Source organism: Paracoccus ferrooxidans, from assembly GCF_029909815.1.
Lineage (GTDB): Bacteria > Pseudomonadota > Alphaproteobacteria > Rhodobacterales > Rhodobacteraceae > Paracoccus > Paracoccus versutus.
Genome location: NZ_CP038202.1, coordinates 387,148 through 402,605, shown reverse-complemented (window position 1 = coordinate 402,605; position 15,458 = coordinate 387,148). Strand labels below are relative to the sequence as shown.

The 15,458-nt window shown below is 66.1% G+C and carries 12 protein-coding genes and 9 pseudogenes; 11 read left to right on the top strand and 10 right to left on the bottom strand.

Features of this window, described 5'->3' with window-relative positions; all coding sequences use genetic code 11:
- Positions 1 to 61 precede the first annotated feature (61 nt).
- From istA to E3U26_RS19080, 5 genes and pseudogenes are all read left to right on the top strand, one after another.
- On the top strand, positions 62 to 1,630 hold the full coding sequence (gene istA / locus E3U26_RS19100) for an IS21 family transposase (protein ID WP_028717560.1): 1,569 nt from the start codon (positions 62 to 64) through the stop codon (positions 1,628 to 1,630).
- Positions 1,560 to 2,288 carry an IS21-like element ISPkr1 family helper ATPase IstB gene (gene istB, locus E3U26_RS19095; RefSeq protein ID WP_024843951.1) on the top strand — a complete coding sequence of 243 codons (729 nt, stop codon included), beginning with the start codon at positions 1,560 to 1,562 and terminating at the stop codon, positions 2,286 to 2,288. The genes istA and istB overlap by 71 nt, the downstream gene beginning before the upstream one ends.
- 131 nt (positions 2,289 to 2,419) lie before the next feature.
- Positions 2,420 to 2,857, top strand: a pseudogene (locus tag E3U26_RS19090) (IS5 family transposase); the annotation flags it as partial.
- Positions 2,858 to 3,390: 533 nt separating this feature from the next.
- Positions 3,391 to 3,714, top strand: coding sequence for a metallophosphoesterase family protein (locus tag E3U26_RS19085; RefSeq protein WP_499107258.1), 324 nt, complete (start codon positions 3,391 to 3,393; stop codon positions 3,712 to 3,714).
- A 26-nt stretch (positions 3,715 to 3,740) separates the two neighbouring features.
- Complete coding sequence (locus E3U26_RS19080) at positions 3,741 to 3,929, top strand: hypothetical protein (protein WP_499107257.1); 189 nt, start codon at positions 3,741 to 3,743, stop codon at positions 3,927 to 3,929.
- Between the two features lie 112 nt (positions 3,930 to 4,041).
- On the opposite strand, the gene E3U26_RS19075 is transcribed toward E3U26_RS19080, so the two are convergent.
- The 4 genes and pseudogenes from E3U26_RS19075 to E3U26_RS19060 form a co-directional block, all read right to left on the bottom strand.
- The gene (locus tag E3U26_RS19075) at positions 4,042 to 4,974 is read right to left on the bottom strand and encodes an IS5 family transposase (protein WP_179921185.1); all 933 of its coding nucleotides are present in this window, start codon (positions 4,972 to 4,974) and stop codon (positions 4,042 to 4,044) included.
- A gap of 108 nt (positions 4,975 to 5,082) precedes the next feature.
- Positions 5,083 to 5,490, bottom strand: coding sequence for a carboxymuconolactone decarboxylase family protein (locus E3U26_RS19070; protein WP_214274078.1), 408 nt, complete (start codon positions 5,488 to 5,490; stop codon positions 5,083 to 5,085).
- Positions 5,491 to 5,541: 51 nt separating this feature from the next.
- Positions 5,542 to 5,842: pseudogene (locus E3U26_RS19065) on the bottom strand (DUF1330 domain-containing protein).
- Positions 5,839 to 6,546 carry a GntR family transcriptional regulator gene (locus E3U26_RS19060; RefSeq protein WP_499107256.1) on the bottom strand — a complete coding sequence of 236 codons (708 nt, stop codon included), beginning with the start codon at positions 6,544 to 6,546 and terminating at the stop codon, positions 5,839 to 5,841. Before E3U26_RS19060 ends, E3U26_RS19065 begins: the two are co-directional and overlap by 4 nt.
- 101 nt (positions 6,547 to 6,647) lie before the next feature.
- Between E3U26_RS19060 and E3U26_RS19055 the strand changes: the two are divergent.
- From E3U26_RS19055 to E3U26_RS19030, 6 pseudogenes are all read left to right on the top strand, one after another.
- Positions 6,648 to 7,249, top strand: a pseudogene (locus E3U26_RS19055) (amino acid synthesis family protein).
- A pseudogene (locus E3U26_RS19050) lies at positions 7,221 to 7,682 on the top strand (alpha/beta fold hydrolase); the annotation flags it as partial. The pseudogenes E3U26_RS19055 and E3U26_RS19050, both read left to right, overlap by 29 nt.
- Positions 7,612 to 8,264: pseudogene (locus E3U26_RS19045) on the top strand (ABC transporter permease); the annotation flags it as partial. The pseudogenes E3U26_RS19050 and E3U26_RS19045, both read left to right, overlap by 71 nt.
- Positions 8,261 to 9,356 (top strand): annotated as a pseudogene (locus tag E3U26_RS19040) (ABC transporter ATP-binding protein). The pseudogenes E3U26_RS19045 and E3U26_RS19040, both read left to right, overlap by 4 nt.
- Positions 9,357 to 9,424: 68 nt before the next feature.
- A pseudogene (locus tag E3U26_RS19035) lies at positions 9,425 to 10,871 on the top strand (NAD-dependent succinate-semialdehyde dehydrogenase).
- 94 nt (positions 10,872 to 10,965) lie between these two features.
- Positions 10,966 to 11,360 (top strand): annotated as a pseudogene (locus E3U26_RS19030) (transposase); the annotation flags it as partial.
- A 90-nt stretch (positions 11,361 to 11,450) separates the two neighbouring features.
- Here E3U26_RS19030 and E3U26_RS19025 read toward each other — a convergent pair.
- The 6 genes and pseudogenes from E3U26_RS19025 to E3U26_RS19000 form a co-directional block, all read right to left on the bottom strand.
- Positions 11,451 to 11,942 (bottom strand): branched-chain amino acid ABC transporter permease, encoded by a 492-nt coding sequence (locus E3U26_RS19025; protein ID WP_499107509.1) that lies wholly within the window; start codon positions 11,940 to 11,942, stop codon positions 11,451 to 11,453.
- Between the two features lie 273 nt (positions 11,943 to 12,215).
- Positions 12,216 to 12,569: pseudogene (locus tag E3U26_RS19020) on the bottom strand (SDR family NAD(P)-dependent oxidoreductase); the annotation flags it as partial.
- An 89-nt stretch (positions 12,570 to 12,658) separates the two neighbouring features.
- A complete protein-coding gene (locus E3U26_RS19015) occupies positions 12,659 to 13,024 on the bottom strand; it encodes an HIT family protein (RefSeq protein WP_499107254.1) in 366 nt (121 codons plus the stop codon).
- A 118-nt stretch (positions 13,025 to 13,142) separates the two neighbouring features.
- On the bottom strand, positions 13,143 to 13,862 hold the full coding sequence (locus tag E3U26_RS19010) for a 2OG-Fe(II) oxygenase (protein ID WP_499107253.1): 720 nt from the start codon (positions 13,860 to 13,862) through the stop codon (positions 13,143 to 13,145).
- Positions 13,859 to 14,917, bottom strand: coding sequence for a bifunctional DNA-binding transcriptional regulator/O6-methylguanine-DNA methyltransferase Ada (gene ada / locus E3U26_RS19005; protein ID WP_499107252.1), 1,059 nt, complete (start codon positions 14,915 to 14,917; stop codon positions 13,859 to 13,861). The genes E3U26_RS19010 and ada overlap by 4 nt, the downstream gene beginning before the upstream one ends.
- A gap of 123 nt (positions 14,918 to 15,040) precedes the next feature.
- Complete coding sequence (locus E3U26_RS19000; protein ID WP_116221224.1) at positions 15,041 to 15,400, bottom strand: DUF1330 domain-containing protein; 360 nt, start codon at positions 15,398 to 15,400, stop codon at positions 15,041 to 15,043.
- Positions 15,401 to 15,458 lie beyond the last annotated feature (58 nt).

The following is a 15,458-nucleotide window of genomic DNA, read 5'->3' as shown; positions in this document are numbered from 1 at the left end:
ATGACCCCCCTTACGCTGATGGTCATGATGCCTCCGAGGCTATCGGGGGGCACAGTGTGGGATGCTGGTTGTGGAGACGATTGCGAAGATCCGCCGGGCGTATTTCCAGGACAAGAAGTCGATCAAGCATATCTGCCGAGAGCTGCGGGTATCGCGGAACACGGTTCGGAAGGTGATCCGGTCCGGCGCAACGGAGATGACTTACGAGCGAACCGTCCAACCGCAGCCGAAGATCGGTCCCTGGAAAGGCAAGCTCGACGAGATGCTGGCGGCGAATGCGCGCAAGCCGAAGCGCGAGCGGCTGACCCGCATCCGGATTTTCGAAGAGCTCAGGGCCCTCGGATATGACGGCGGCTACGACGCGGTCCGACGCTATGCGGCTTCGTGGTCGCAGGCGGAGCAGGAAGCGTCAGCCGCCGCCTATGTGCCACTGAGCTTCGATCCGGGTGAAGCCTACCAGTTCGACTGGAGTCACGAGGTCGTTCTGATCGACGGCGTGACCACCACGGTGAAGGTGGCTCACGTCCGGCTTTGTCATAGCCGGATGCTGTTCGTCCGGGCCTACCCGCGAGAGACGCAGGAAATGGTGTTCGATGCCCATGACAAGGCCTTTGCCTTCTTCGGCGGCGCCTGTGCGCGTGGGATCTACGACAACATGAAGACGGCGGTGGACACGATCTTCGTCGGCCGCGACCGCGCGTATAATCGCCGGTTCCAGCAGATGTGCGGACACTACCTTGTCGATCCCGTCGCCTGCACCCCCGCGTCCGGCTGGGAGAAGGGACAAGTAGAGAACCAGGTTGGCGTTGTCCGGCGGCGGTTCTTCGTGCCGCGGCCGCGCTTCAAGAGCTACGCGGAACTCAACGCCTGGCTTCAGGATCGCTGTATTGCCTGGGCCAAGGCCCATCCGCACCAGGAATTGCGTGATCGGACAATCTGGGACGTGTTCCAGGATGAGCGGGCGAGCCTGGTGCCCTACGTCGGCCCTTTCGACGGATTCCATGCCGTGCCGGCCTCGGTGTCCAAGACCTGCCTCGTTAGGTTCGACAAGAACCGCTACTCGGTCGATGGTCGCGCCGTCGGCCGTCCGGTCGAGATCCGCGCCTATGCCGAGCGGGTCGAGGTCTGGCAGGACGGCAAGATCGTCGGCCGGCACGACCGCGCCTTCGGGCGCGACAAGGCCATCTATGACCCGCTGCACTACATCCCGGTGCTGGCCCGCAAGCCCGGCGCCCTTCGAAACGGCGCTCCCTTCAAGGAATGGGAACTGCCGCCGGCGATACGACGCGTCCAGCGTAAGCTGGGGCGCGTGCCGAACGGTGACCGTCAGATGGTCCAGATCCTGAGCATGATCCCAACGGATGGACTGGAAGCCGTCGAGGCTGCCTGCGTCGAGGCCCTGACCGAAGGCGCCCCGGCGGCATCGGTCGTTCTGAACATCCTGGCCCGACATCGCGAGCCACCACCTCCGTTGACCATCGCCACGCCGGACGCGTTGCGCCTGACCTGCGAGCCCGTGGCCGACTGCAAACGCTACGACAGCCTCAGGAGACCCCGCCATGGAAAGATCACAGGTGCTGGACGCGATGGGCCAGTTGAAGCTCTACGGCATGAAGGCCGCCTACGATGAGATCATCGCCACGGCGGTGAAGCGACAGCACGAACCGCAGCAAATCGTGGGCGACCTGCTGAACGCCGAGATCAGCGAGAAACAAGCTCGCTCGATCAAATACCAGATGACCATCGCCAAGCTGCCCTTGGCCAAGGAAGTCGACGAGTTCAGCTTCGAAGACACGCCCGTAAACGAAACGCTGGTGCGCGATCTGGCCTCCGGAGAGTTCCTCGAGCATCAGCGTAACGTCGTCCTCATCGGCGGCACCGGGACCGGCAAATCCCACCTTGCCGTCAGCATCGCCCGGGCCTGCATCCGCCGTGGCAAGCGCGGCCGCTTCTTCAACGTCGTGGACCTGGTGAACAAGCTGGACGCCGAAGCCCGCGCCGACCGACAGGGACGCACTGCGGATCTCCTGTGCCGCCTCGACTTCCTGATCCTCGACGAGTTGGGATATCTGCCGTTCGCCCAGACGGGTGGCCAGCTCCTGTTCCACCTCATCAGTCGCCTTTACGAACGCACCTCGATCATCGTGACGACGAACCTCGACTTCGGCGAATGGCCGACCGTCTTCGGAGACGCGAAGATGACAACGGCGCTCCTCGACCGACTGACCCATCACTGTGACATCGTCGAGACCGGCAACGAGAGCTGGCGCTTCAAGACGCGGGAATGACCGAGACGCCGCTGGCCCGATCCGGTTGCGCTGTATGGAGGCTACACCGCATCGGGCCAGCTACCCGTGCTGACCAAGCGGGGTCATTATTGGGCGCCGAAAGGGGGTCAAAGTTGCGTGCCGATTGACACACCGGGAGCAACGTCGGCGATGCGCCGATCCTACCTGACCTTCTCGACCAGATCCCGGAGGACCAGGAAATCGGTAGCGTCACGGCAGATGGCGCCTACGACACGCGCAAGTGCCACGATGCGATTGCAGATCGCGGAGCCCATGCCGTCATCCCACCGCGCAGGAACGCGAAGACCTGGAAGACCATCACCGCTGGAGCCGTCGCGCGCAACGAGGCCCTCCGGGCGTCCAGGTATCTCGGCCGCACCCTGTGGCGACGATGGAGTGGATACCACCGCCGGAGCCGCATCGAGACGAAGATGCATTGTGTCAAACTGCTGGGCCAGCGGCTCATGGCAAGGGACTTCGACCGTCAGGTCGCCGAGTTCCAGATCCGCATCGCCGTCCTGAACGGCTACACCGCGCTCGGCATCCCGGTCACGGAAGCTGTAGGATAAGTCTGTCCGGGGAGGGGGTAACCGCGCCCATCACCTGAGTTATGCAACAGAGCCGCGGATATGCGCGACGACGGGCGGACGCATGCCTTCATGGCCAGCACCATCGCGCTTGGCCGCGCCGGGGGCCCTCGCCACGCCGCTTTCGAAAGCCGATCGCCCGGTCAACGCCGGATCGAGATTTCGGGCGAGAGGGCGAACCGATCTCCTCCAGTTCTGGCGCCGGCACGCGGCTGGAACTGCCCAATTTCGAGCGTTCGACATGAGTTGGGTGATCTCGGTGCCGACCTCGAGCGACGGGTGCCGGCTGCCCGACCGCTGTCCGGCCACTGTCCGCCGGTCCGGCTGCCGGAGCCAACTGCGCCGACCTGGCCTGCTTCGAGGGCCGCAAGCGTGACGCGGCGCGCCCTGCCCCGGCGTCACCCCGCCGGACGGTCTGGTGCGGCTCAAGCAGCTGCTTGCCGCCCAGGTGGCGGCGGTCCGCTCTCCCAACGCGGACGACCTGGCGGCCCGGAACGACAAGGGAGGGTGGTGACATGCGCATTCTCGTGGCCGCCAATCTTCACCTCGACTTCTGGCTGCAGGCCGGCCGCGATCCGCTCGCGGCCCTTGATGCGGAGTTGCTCGCCTCGCTCGATGCGCTGATCGTCGCAGGCGATCTTTCGAACAAGCCCAAGGTGCGCTGGCCGCATATGCTCCGGCACCTGAGTCGCTGTGTCGAGCCAGGCCGGATCCATCTCCGGCCCGGCAACCGCGACTATGACAACCATGCGCTGGACGGCGACGGTCCGCTGGCGGCGATCTGCGCCTGGGCGATGATGGCGGCGCAGCGTGACGATTGCCGCTATCGCATCAGCTAAGGCTACCGCCGACACGGCGCTTGCCCATGCCGATCACCGGACATGGCTGGAAGGGCGCCCTTCCCGGCCTCACCATCGTCGTCGCCCATCACTGTCCGCATCCGGGCCTGATCGGCGGGCGGCGCAGCGATCTGGATCCGGTCTATGGCTCGGATCTGCTACCGCTCATCGAGCGATATCAGACCGACAAGGTTCCGATCATATCAATGATATAATTACTGCCTCCCAGGGGTCCGTGCGCCGCTATACCGTGGAATATCACCCCGTGAACTGGGCTCTGTTGCATAACTCAGGTGATGGGCGCGGTTACCCCCTCCCCGGACAGACTTATCCTACAGCTTCCGTGACCGGGATGCCGAGCGCGGTGTAGCCGTTCAGGACGGCGATGCGGATCTGGAACTCGGCGACCTGACGGTCGAAGTCCCTTGCCATGAGCCGCTGGCCCAGCAGTTTGACACAATGCATCTTCGTCTCGATGCGGCTCCGGCGGTGGTATCCACTCCATCGTCGCCACAGGGTGCGGCCGAGATACCTGGACGCCCGGAGGGCCTCGTTGCGCGCGACGGCTCCAGCGGTGATGGTCTTCCAGGTCTTCGCGTTCCTGCGCGGTGGGATGACGGCATGGGCTCCGCGATCTGCAATCGCATCGTGGCACTTGCGCGTGTCGTAGGCGCCATCTGCCGTGACGCTACCGATTTCCTGGTCCTCCGGGATCTGGTCGAGAAGGTCAGGTAGGATCGGCGCATCGCCGACGTTGCTCCCGGTGATCTCGACAGCCCGGATCTCTAGCGTTTCCTCGTCGATCCCAAGGTGGATCTTGCGCCAGACCCGCCGTTTGGGGCCACCATGCTTGCGAGCGTGCCACTCGCCTTCGCCCTCGACCTTGATTCCTGTGCTGTCGATCAGCAGGTGCAGCGGCCCTTTGGAGCCGCGATACGGGATGTTCACAGCCAAGGTCTTCTGGCGGCGGGACAGTGTGCTGAAGTCAGGCACCGTCCAGTCGAGGCCAACCAGACGCAGCAGGCTCTCGACGAACCCGGTCGTCTGCCGGAGCGCCATGCCGAATAGCACCTTCATCGTCAGGCAGCTCTGAATGGCAGTATCGCTGTAGGTCTGCTGGCGGCCACGCCTCCCCGTCGGCACGGCATCCCAGCTCATCTCGGGGTCGAACCAGATCGTCAGCGAGCCCCGGCGCTTGAGCGCTTCATTGTAGGCTGGCCAGTTTCTGGTCCTGTAGGTTGGCGGTGTGGGTCTGCTCATACATCACAGCTACCACCCTGGATTCACGATCTGAATCCCTGACGGGATTTGTGCAACAGAGCCCATCCGCGCGCCCAAATCGCCGATATGATAAAGTGGCACTTCACCCTATTTGTCTTCATTCGGTTTGGGGACGGCTCCTTCGGCCACCAGGACCTCATGCGCGGCCTTGAAAGCGTCAAGGCCTGCCGGAATGCCGCAATAGGCGGTGGCGTGCAGCAACGTAGCGCGGATCTCGTCCACGGTGACGCCGTTGTTCAGCGCCCCCCGCACATGCAGCTTGATCTCGGGGGTGCGGCCAAGCGCGGTCAGCATGGCAAGGTTCAGCAGGCTGCGCGTCTTGCGGTCCAGGGTTGGATCGCCCCAAGCCCAGCCCCAGGCCCAAGCCGTGGTCGCCCGCTGGAACGACATCATGAAGTCGTCCGCCCGCTGCATCGAGCCATCGACATAGTCCGCGCCGAGCACCTCGCGCCGGATCGGCAGGCCCTTGTCGAACAATTCCTGGTCTTCAGCCATCGCGATATCCCTTCTCGCTTGATCATTCGCCGGCCTCCTAGCCGACCTGCATCAGGACGACGGGTCCGAAACGCCTTCCACGATAACGACATGCGCCTCGCATGCGCCGTTCCGGCGAGCACGGGCTTCCCGATATTCCGGGGAATGAAAGCAGGCGCGGGCGCGGGCCAGGTCGGGAAACCGGATCACCACATGGCGCTGGAGGGCCGGGCCTTCCAGGGTCTCGGCTGCCCCAACCCCGGACCAGAAACTCGGCGCCGAACTTCGCGAAAGCCGCGGGCGCCAGCGCCTGGTATCCGGCATAGGCCTCGGGATCGAGAACGGTCACATGGGCGATCCGATAGGCGCTCACTGCCCCATCCTCTGGTCATCCTTGTTGGCCGCATGCAGCAGCTTGCTTGCGATTTCCGCGGCTTCGGTCAGGTGCTCGCGCACGGCTTCGCCTGCCCGGTCCGGGTCTTGCGCGAAAATGGCCTCGGCAATGCGCTGCATCCGGGCCTGGCCCGATACATGCCGGTCGGTCGAGGCCAGCGTCAGCGCCCGAAGCCGCGAAATGCGCCCGTTGAGGCGCTGGACGATCTCCCAGGCGATGTGATGCCCGGCGGTGACGAAAATGACCTCGTAGAACCGCGTCGTCGCATCGTAGAGCACCTGGGGATCGTCGGATAGAAAGGCCTCCTTGAGGCGCTGAAGCGCGGCCTGCAGATCGGCACGGGCAGACGCGTCGAGAAGCCTGGCGCAATCCGCCGCCGCCGCCGCCTCCAGCCGGAGACGGATGTCATAGATCTGCCGGGTCTTGTCCCAGTCGAGGGTCGCGACGATCGGCCCTTGCCGGGGCTGGATCTCGACCAAGCCCTCGGCCTCCAGATAGCGGATCGCCTCGCGGATGACGGATCGCGACACGCCCAGTTGATCGACCAGCGTCCGTTCGACGAGCCGGTAACCGGAAGGGAAGCGCCCCGACATGATCGCGGCCCGCAAGCGCTCCACCGCAAGTTCGCGAAGCGTCTGAGGAACGTGCTCGATGCGCAGGCTGGCATGTTGTTCGTTTGTCATGGTGCCAGATTAACGCGGTTGGAATGCCAAAACAATGTCTTATTGACATATGGAATGTTGGTATACCACCTTCCAGTCATCGAATTGCTCTGGGGACTGCCATGATAGCGGAAATCCGCAAGACATTGCTGAATATCGAGACCACGCTGAGCGAAGGCGGCCGCACGGCATCGCAGCCTTTGAAGCTGATCACTGCCGCCGCCGTGCTGAAGAATCCCTGGGCGGGGCGCGGCTATGTCGACGACCTCAAGCCGGAAATCCACGCCGTCGCCCCGATCCTGGGCGAATTGCTGACGAATATGGTGATCGAGGCCGCCGGCGGCGGCGACAAGGTCGAAGCCTAGGGCAAGGCCGCCGTGGTCGGCCTCGATGGCGAGGTCGAGCATGCCAGCGCGCTAATCCATACCCTGCGCTTCGGCTACCACTACCGCACGGCGGTCGGCGCCAAATCCTATCTGGCACTCACCAACACCCGCGGCCCGGCGAACGCCCCGATCATGATCCCGCTGATGGACAAGAACGACGAAGGCCGCCGCTCGCACTATCTGGCGATCCAGTTCGCGATCCCGGATGCCCCGGCCGCCGACGAGATCGTCGTCGTGCTCGGCGCCTCGGTCGGCGGGCGCCCGCATCACCGTATCGGAGACGCCATCAGGACCTGAAGGATCTGGGTCATGATGTCTCGAACCCTGCCGCTGTCTGACGGCGCCTCCGTCCGGCTGATCGAGGCCGGGCGCGGCGATCCCCTGCTGCTGATCCACGGCCTCGGCATGCGGGCCGAGGCCTGGGAGCCGCAGATGGCCGCCTTGTCGGCACACCACCATGTCATTGCCGTCGACATGCCGGGGCACGGCGCTTCGTCCCTGCTGCCGGCGGCTGCGCGCCTGCCCGATTTCGTCGCCTGGGCGGCGCGACTGGTCGAGGCGCTGGACCTGGGTTCGGTCAATCTGGCCGGCCACTCCATAGGCGCGCTGGTCGCGGCGGGCCTGGCGGTCGAGCGTCCCAACCTGGTCCGGCGGCTGGCATTGCTCAACGCGGTCCATCGCCGCTCGCCCGAAGCTCGCGCCGCCGTCCTGGCCCGCGCCGACGAGATCGCGCGCCGATCCGCGCTGGCTGCAGGCCGCCTTCACCTCGGCCAAGATCGCCGCCATCGTCAAGGTGCTGTCCGTCGCCATCGGCCTGCTGGCCTCGCTGGCGCTGGTGCGCGGCCGGTTCCGCGGGCGGGCGGTGCTGCGCGGCTTCTTCCTGACCCCGATGGTGCTGCCGGTGGTCATCATCGCGGCGCGCTTTGCGCCGCCTTCCTGCGGCTGGGGCTGAACGGCACGCTGGTGGGCTTTGTCATCGCGCATCTGATCGTCGCCCTGCCCTTCGCGATCATCACCATCTCGGGCGCGCTGGAAACCTTCGCCCCCTCGGTCGAGGATGCCGCGATCCTCTGCGGCGCCAGCCCGTGGGAGGCGCGCTTGCGCGTCACCCTGCCGGCCATCAGCCACGGCCTGTTCTCGGCCGCGATCCTCTCGTTCCTGATCTCCTGGGACGAGGTGGTGCTGGCGATCTTCATGGCCTCGCCGACGCTACAAACCCTGCCGGTCAAGGTCTGGACCACGCTGCGCCAGGACCTGACGCCGGTGATCGCCGCCGCCTCGACCCTCCTCGTCCTTCTGACCGTGGTCCTGATGATCGCGGCCGCCCTGATCCGCAAAGGCAAATCCCGATGACCAGCCCCTATCTGCACATCAACGGGATTCGCAAGACCTTCGGAGACGTCGTTGCCACCGACCATGTCGAGCTGGAAATCGGCGAAGGCGAGTTCATGACCTTCCTCGGCCCCTCGGGCTCGGGCAAGTCGACGACGCTTTACATCCTGGCCGGTTTCCAGGATCCGACAGCGGGCGACATCAGGCTGCGCGGCAGGTCCATCCTGCGAACGCCCTCGCACAAGCGCAACATCGGCATGGTGTTCCAGCGCTACACGCTGTTCCCGCATCTTTCGGTGGGCGAGAACGTGGCCTTTCCCCTGCGCGTGCGCCGCGCGCCGCGCGCCGCAAGCCGAGATCGCCGCCAAGGTGAAGCGCGCCCTGTCCCTGGTGCGCCTGGACGGTTTCGAGGACCGGATGCCCGCCAACATGTCCGGCGGCCAGCAGCAGCGCGTCGCCTTGGCCCGTGCGCTGGTCTACGATCCGCCGGTCCTGTTGATGGACGAGCCCTTGTCCGCGCTGGACAAGAAGCTGCGCGAGGAAATCCAGTATGAGATCCGCCGCATCCACCAGCAGACCGGCGTGACCATCCTCTACGTCACCCACGACCAGGAAGAGGCGCTGCGCCTGTCCGACCGGATCGCCGTCTTCAACCGCGGCAGGATCGAGCAGGTCGGCACCGGACCCGAGCTCTATGCCAGCCCCGCCACGCATTTCGTGGCCGATTTCATCGGCGACAGCACCTTCCTGGCCGGGGAGCTGGCCGAGGTGAAGGACGGCCGGGCCACGCTGCGTTTCACCGATGGCACGGTGCTGGCCGATGTGCCGATGCACGGCGCGGGCGCGCGGGGCGGCAAGGCCGAACTGATGCTGCGCCCCGAACGGATCGACCTGTCTGACACGATGGGCCCGCCGGGCGCCTCGCTGCCCATCACGGTAGAGGACGTGACTTTCCTGGGCAACAACAGCGCCGTCACCGCCCGCACCGGCTGGGGCGACCCGCTTTATATCCGGCTGAACTTCGGGCATCCGATGATGGGCAGCGTCTCGCGTGGGGACAAGCTGCATGTGCGCTGGCAACCGCAGGATGCCCATGCCTTCAGCAAAGAATGACGCCCGAGATCGGAATTCCCTCCAACCCGCCGGCTTGCAACACGCGCCGGCCCGCAGCGGAAACCGCGATGCTTGACCTGAACGATCCCTCGCTGCTGACCGGCAGCGCCCTCATCAACGGCTCATATGTGCCGGGCGACCGGGTGTTCACCGTGACGAATCCCGCAACCGGCACGGAACTGGCGCAGGTGGCCGATCTGGGCGTTGCCGCGCTTCGCCAGGCCGTCGACGCCGCCCATGCCGCGCAAAAGCCCTGGGCCGCGCGCACCGGCAAGGACCGCGCGACGATCCTGCGCCGCTGGCATGACCTGATCCTGGCCAACCCGGAGGATCTCGCCCTCATCCTGACCGCCGAGATGGGCAAGCCCCTGGCCGAGGCACGGGGCGAGATCGCCTATGGCGCATCCTATGTCGAATGGTTCGCCGAAGAGGCCAAGCGCCTCTATGGCGACACCATTCCCGGCCATATGCCCGACAAGCGCATCATCGTGCTGAAGCAGCCGGTGGGCGTCGTCGGCGCGATCACGCCCTGGAATTTCCCCAACGCCATGCTGGCGCGCAAGATCGCCCCGGCTTTGGCGACAGGCTGCACCATGGTCGCCCGGCCCTCGGAACTGACGCCGCTTTCGGCCCTGGCGCTTGGCGTTCTGGCCGAGCATGCGGGGATTCCGGCGGGGTGTTGAACATCGTGCCCGGCCTCGACGCCGCCGGCATGGGGGCCGAGCTCTGCGCCGATCCGCGCGTGGCCAAGATCACCTTCACCGGCTCGACCCGCGTCGGCAAGATCCTGATGCGGCAGGGCGCTGATACGATCAAGGAACTGTCGCTGGAACTCGGGGCAACGCGCCGTTCCTCGTCTTCGACGACGCTGACCTGGACGCGGCGGTCGAGGGCGCCATGGCCGCCAAGTTCCGCAATGCCGGCCAGACCTGCGTCTGCGCCAACCGCATCTATGTGCAATCGGGCGTGCATGATGCCTTTGTCGAAAAGCTGGCTGCCAAGGTCGCGGCCCTGGCGGTCGGCGACGGTCGGGCCGAGGGCATCGCGATCGGTCCGCTCATCAACGACGCGGCGCTGGCCAAGGTGGAGGACCATATCGCCGACGCCCGCAGCCATGGCGCGACCATCGCCACCGGCGGCACACAGCATGCGCTTGACGGCACATTCTTCCAGCCGACCGTGCTGACCGGCATGACCGCGGCGATGAAGATCGCCCGCGAGGAAACCTTCGGCCCCGTCGCCCCGATCTGGCGCTTCGAGACCGAGGACGAGGCGGTGGCGCTGGCCAATGCCAGCGTATTCGGACTGGCGGGCTATTTCTTCTCGCGCGACCCGTCTCGCGTCTGGCGCGTGGCCGAGGCACTGGAGGTCGGCATGGTCGGGGTGAACACCGGCCTGATCTCGACCGAACTGGCGCCCTTCGGCGGCGTCAAGCAATCCGGCCTCGGCCGCGAGGGCAGCCATTACGGGATAGAGGATTACCTCGAGATCAAATGCATGTGCCTGTCGGCCTAAGCTACTTTGGCAGATTGCAGTCCTGCGAGCGTTTTGAAGATCTCCCTGTTCGGTTTTGCGGGATTCATGAGGTCGATTGTTGCAGGCACCGGCCATGAACATGGATTGGCAAGTCGATCCGCAGCGGTGGCTTGAGCCGTTCGTCACGGCCTTACGCGCGCGGATCTATCCGGCCTGTATGGCCAGGCTGATTGGTCCTGGGGATCGCAAGAGCATCCAACCGATGGCGCCGCGTGCCGCAGGCGCAAGCTATGACCCACTTCATCGCTGGCTTGTGGGATGCCGCGCCGTTGGAGGCGGCGCTGCCTGCCGAGGCCGAACAGACAAGTCGGCGGGGACGATGCGTGGCTGATCATAGATGACACCGCGCTCCCCAGGAAGGGATGCCGGGCGGCCGGCGGCGCGCCGCAACATGCCTCGGCGCGCGGCAAGAAGGCCAACTGCCCCACGCGGGTGTCGCAGACGCCGGCCTTGGGCGAAGTGCCGGTCACCGCGATTGTTGGCCATACTGCCCAGAGATTCAGGCTGAGGGCGAGAATACCGTAGATGCAGGAGATCGAGACGACATGAATGAGGAAATCAGACACGGCTTGCCTCGCTGACGAAAATGCCCTTGGGGTCGAACAGCAGGATGGCGACCAGCAGCGCGAAGGAAGCCGCGGGTGCATAGCTTGCCGGCAGGAAGAAGAAATCCCTCCCGATCAGCAGACCATAATTGAGATTGGTGATCAGCGTTTCGGCCGCCGCGATAATGACGGCTCCCACCACCGCACCGAAGGCGTTCCCCAACCCGCCAAGGATTGCCGCCGCAAAGACCGGCAGCAGCATGTTGGTCCCCATGTCGATGCTGACCGATCCCCTCAGCGCCAGCATCGCGCCGCCAAGTGCGGCGAGAACGCCAGACAGGAAAACGACGAAGCCGGTTACCTGCCCGATGTTCACCCCGGCGGCGGCGGCGAGGACGGGGTTGGTCGAAACCGCGCGCATCTCTCGCCCGAGCGGCGTGCGGAACAAGAGCAATGCAAAGCTCAACAGCACGACCAGCGCCAGGCCGCCGGTGATCATCTGCATCTCGGTCACGCGCACACCCAGGATCCGGGTGGCAGGCGCAACGGGAACCGCGAAGCGCTGCGCCGACAGAACATGGCCAACGCGAGCGACCCGGTCAATGCGATCGCGGACTCCAACCGCAACAGCCGCTCGAAGATGAGGCGGTTGCACAACCAGGCCAGCGCGCCCGCGGACAGCGCCGAAACCGTGATGGCCAACGCCAGGGAAAACCCTTGCCTTTGCAGCGCTATGCCGGTGTACCAACGCGACGTTTGGAAAGCAGATCAAGGATTAGGCCGCCGTCAGGTTGACCGCGATGACATCCCGCCAGTTCTCGGGCACCATCTCGGGGACCGGCCCCATCTGGCCGACGATGCCCGCATTGTTGAAGGCGCCGTCCAGCGCACCGAATTCCTGCAGCGCAAGGCCGGCCAGCACATCGGCATAGCCTTCATCCCTGACGTCGCCGGCCAGAACGCGGGCTCGGCCGCCGTCCCGGTTGATCGAGGCCGCAAGGATCTCCAGTTCCGCCGCCCGGCGCGCGGCCAGCGCCAGGTTGGCGCCCTCGGCGGCAAACAGCGTGGCTGCGGCTGCGCCGATCCCGCTGCTGGCGCCGGTGACGATGATCGTCTTGCTCGTCAGTTCCATGATCCGTTCTCCTGAATAGTGGCCCATGGGTGTCCAGCCGCGGGGCCGCCCTGGTGGCTTCCCGTTCCTTGCCCTCGAAAGGCGGCGGCTCATAGCCTGCGGGCGATGTCCGCCGCGATCCGCTGAAGCGCGGCATCACCCGGATGCGGAAGCTCGCGATAGGTCACTTTCTCCTCCTGGATGTATCGCCTGGAGGTGATGTCGTCCTTCTCGACCAGCGGCACCAGATGGGCATGGGCATGGGCATGGGCATGGGCATGGGCATGGACGACATCGCCGCCGGTGAAGGCGAAAGCGACCCGCTCGACATCGAACAGCGCCTTCAGGATCCTGGCGAGCCTCTGCGCCAGCCTCATGATGTCGGTGGCAATGTCCGGCGGCAGCTCATCGAAGGTTTCATAGTGCTCAATGGGGATGATCTGCAGATGTCCCGGCCGGATCGGCCCGATATCCACGAGGCGCCCAGCCGTTCGTCGCGGAAGACCTCATGCGCCAGCCCCTGGTTGCGGGCGATTCGGCAGAACAGGCAGGACATCGCGTTCACCCCTTCCCAAAGCCCGCGCTTTTACCCAATCATGTCGCGTCGTGGAAGATGATCCCCAGCGTGTGGCGCCGGCCGCCTCGGACGGTGCTGACGCCGTGGCGCATGTTCACGCGGTAATCGCCCCGGCTGCCGCGCACCGGGCGGTGATGCACCGCGAAGGCGACGGCGTCGCCCTGGCGCAGCGGCACGACCTCTGCCCGGCTTTGCATCCGGGGGCGCTGTTCGGTCAGCACGAATTCGCCGCCGGTGAAGTCGCCCCCGGGCTCGGACAGCAGGAAGGCCACCTGCAGGGGAAAGGCCAGCTCGCCGTAAAGGTCCTGGTGCAGGCAATTGAAATCGCCCGGCCCGTATTGCAGCAAGAGCGGCGTCGGGCGGGCCTGGCCGGCCGCATGGCACTGCTGCAGGAAGGCGTCCAGCGTGCCGGGATAGCGGGTGCCGATCTCCATGCGCGCGTTCCAGCCATTCGCCACCGCCGCCAGATGCGGATAAAGCCCCGCGCGCAACTCCGCCACCAGATCCGGCAGCGGATAGCCGAAATAGCGGTATTCGCCCTGGCCGAAACCGTGCCGGGCCATGTGGATATGGCTGCGGAAATGGCCCTCCTGCGGATAGAGCGCCGCCAGCGCGCGGCATTCGGCCGCGATCAGCAGACCGGGCAGGACCGCGCTGCCATGCCGATCCAGCTCTGCCCCAAAACTCGCCCAATCCCGTGCGGCCAGCCGGTCCTGCAAGGTCGCGGGGGCGCTCATGCCTGCGCCTCTTTCTCCAGCAGTGCGCGCTTGCGCGGGACGCCCCAGCGATAGCCCGAGAGGCCGCCGTCGGTCCGCACGACGCGGTGGCAGGGGATGGCGACGGCGATGTGGTTCGCGGCGCAGGCCCCGGCCACCGCGCGCACCGCCCGCGGCGCGCCGATGCGGCGGGCGATCTCGGCATAGCTGGCGGTCCGGCCCGCCGGTATGTCGCGCAGCGCCTGCCAGACGCGGGTCTGGAAAGCCGTCCCGCGAATGTCCAGCGGCAGGTCCAGGCCGATCCCCGGCGCCTCGACGAAGCCGACCACCTTCGCGACCAGCGCCGCGAAATCCGCGTCGTCACCCGTCAGCCGGGCCTGCGGAAAGCGGTCCTGCAATTCGCGCACCAGCGCATCGGGATCGTCGCCCAAGCTGATCGCGCAGATGCCCCGGCCGCTTTGCGCCACCAGGATCGCGCCAAGCGAGCATTGCCCGACCGCGAAACGGATATCGGCATCCCGGCCGCCCTGCCGGTAGGCCGAGGGGGCCATGCCGAGCATCCGCGGCGACTGTTCGTAAAAGCGGCTGCTGGCGTTGAACCCGGCGGCATAGATCGCGTCGGTGACGCTGGCGGCCTCGGGCAGTTCCGCGCGCACGCGCCCCGCCCGATGCGCCGCCGCATAGGCTCGCGGCGTCAGCCCGGTGATCGCCTTGAACTGGCGGTGGAAATGATGCGGGCTCATCCCGACCTTCTTGGCCAGATCGTCCAGCCGCGGCACCTCGTCCGCCCGTTCGATGATCCGGCAGGCCTCGGCGACGATGGCCGCATTCGCCTGCGCCGGCGACGGGCCGCGGGGATTGCAGCGCAGGCAGGCGCGGAAGCCCGCGGCCTCGGCCTGGTCGGGCGTGTCGAAGAAGGACACGTTTTGCGGCTTCGCCTTGCGCGAGGGGCAGGAGGGGCGGCAATAGACGCCCGAGGTCCGCACCGCATAGACGAAGGCGCCGTCGCAGGCCGGATCGCGGGCAAGAACGCCTTGCCAGCGCGGATCGCGTTCGGTTTCGGTTTCAGTCGTCATCGCCAGTTCCATCGCTCGGCTCCTTCCATCACATATGTCGCGATGATAGGCGCCGCCAGCATCCCGCCGCTTCCCGCCCCTTGCTTTCAAATCCGCGACCGGGCGTCGACGGTCCCGGCACGGCTACCCCCCGGCGACGGGGTGCGCCCCCGCCCCGCCCGGCTGCGAGAGGATGTCCGTGGCACGATGATCGTCCCCGACCCCGTCGATCAGGATCACATCCCCTTGGGAATTGCGGGTGCGCAGCGGCAGGATCGCCTGATAGGCCGGCGAGGCATACCAGGCGCGGGCAGCCACGCGGTCGGGAAAGCCGATGACGATCAGATCCCCCGGCCAGGCGCCCTCCAATTGTTCCTTGTCGCCGCCATGGATCAGGAACCTGCCTCCGAACGGCGCGAGCGTGGCGTCGATGGCTTCGAGATAGGCAACGATATCGGGGCCCATCTCGACCTGATGCAGACGGGCAACGGCGTAGCTGGTCATGAGTAGATCTCCTTCTCCGATGTGATCGGTTGAGTGCCGGCCGATGGCGTGGCGCACC

Bases quoted from the DNA above. Each gene is read 5' to 3' on its own strand.
- istA (WP_028717560.1), top strand. From the start codon at position 62: ATGCTGGTTGTGGAGACGATTGCGAAGATCCGCCGGGCGTATTTCCAG.
- istB (WP_024843951.1), top strand. From the start codon at position 1,560: ATGGAAAGATCACAGGTGCTGGACGCGATGGGCCAGTTGAAGCTCTAC.
- E3U26_RS19085 (WP_499107258.1), top strand. From the start codon at position 3,391: ATGCGCATTCTCGTGGCCGCCAATCTTCACCTCGACTTCTGGCTGCAG.
- E3U26_RS19080 (WP_499107257.1), top strand. From the start codon at position 3,741: ATGCCGATCACCGGACATGGCTGGAAGGGCGCCCTTCCCGGCCTCACC.
- E3U26_RS19075 (WP_179921185.1), bottom strand. From the start codon at position 4,974: ATGAGCAGACCCACACCGCCAACCTACAGGACCAGAAACTGGCCAGCC.
- E3U26_RS19070 (WP_214274078.1), bottom strand. From the start codon at position 5,490: ATGGCTGAAGACCAGGAATTGTTCGACAAGGGCCTGCCGATCCGGCGC.
- E3U26_RS19060 (WP_499107256.1), bottom strand. From the start codon at position 6,546: ATGACAAACGAACAACATGCCAGCCTGCGCATCGAGCACGTTCCTCAG.
- E3U26_RS19025 (WP_499107509.1), bottom strand. From the start codon at position 11,942: ATGCAGATGATCACCGGCGGCCTGGCGCTGGTCGTGCTGTTGAGCTTT.
- E3U26_RS19010 (WP_499107253.1), bottom strand. From the start codon at position 13,862: ATGAGCGCCCCCGCGACCTTGCAGGACCGGCTGGCCGCACGGGATTGG.
- ada (WP_499107252.1), bottom strand. From the start codon at position 14,917: ATGACGACTGAAACCGAAACCGAACGCGATCCGCGCTGGCAAGGCGTT.
- E3U26_RS19000 (WP_116221224.1), bottom strand. From the start codon at position 15,400: ATGACCAGCTACGCCGTTGCCCGTCTGCATCAGGTCGAGATGGGCCCC.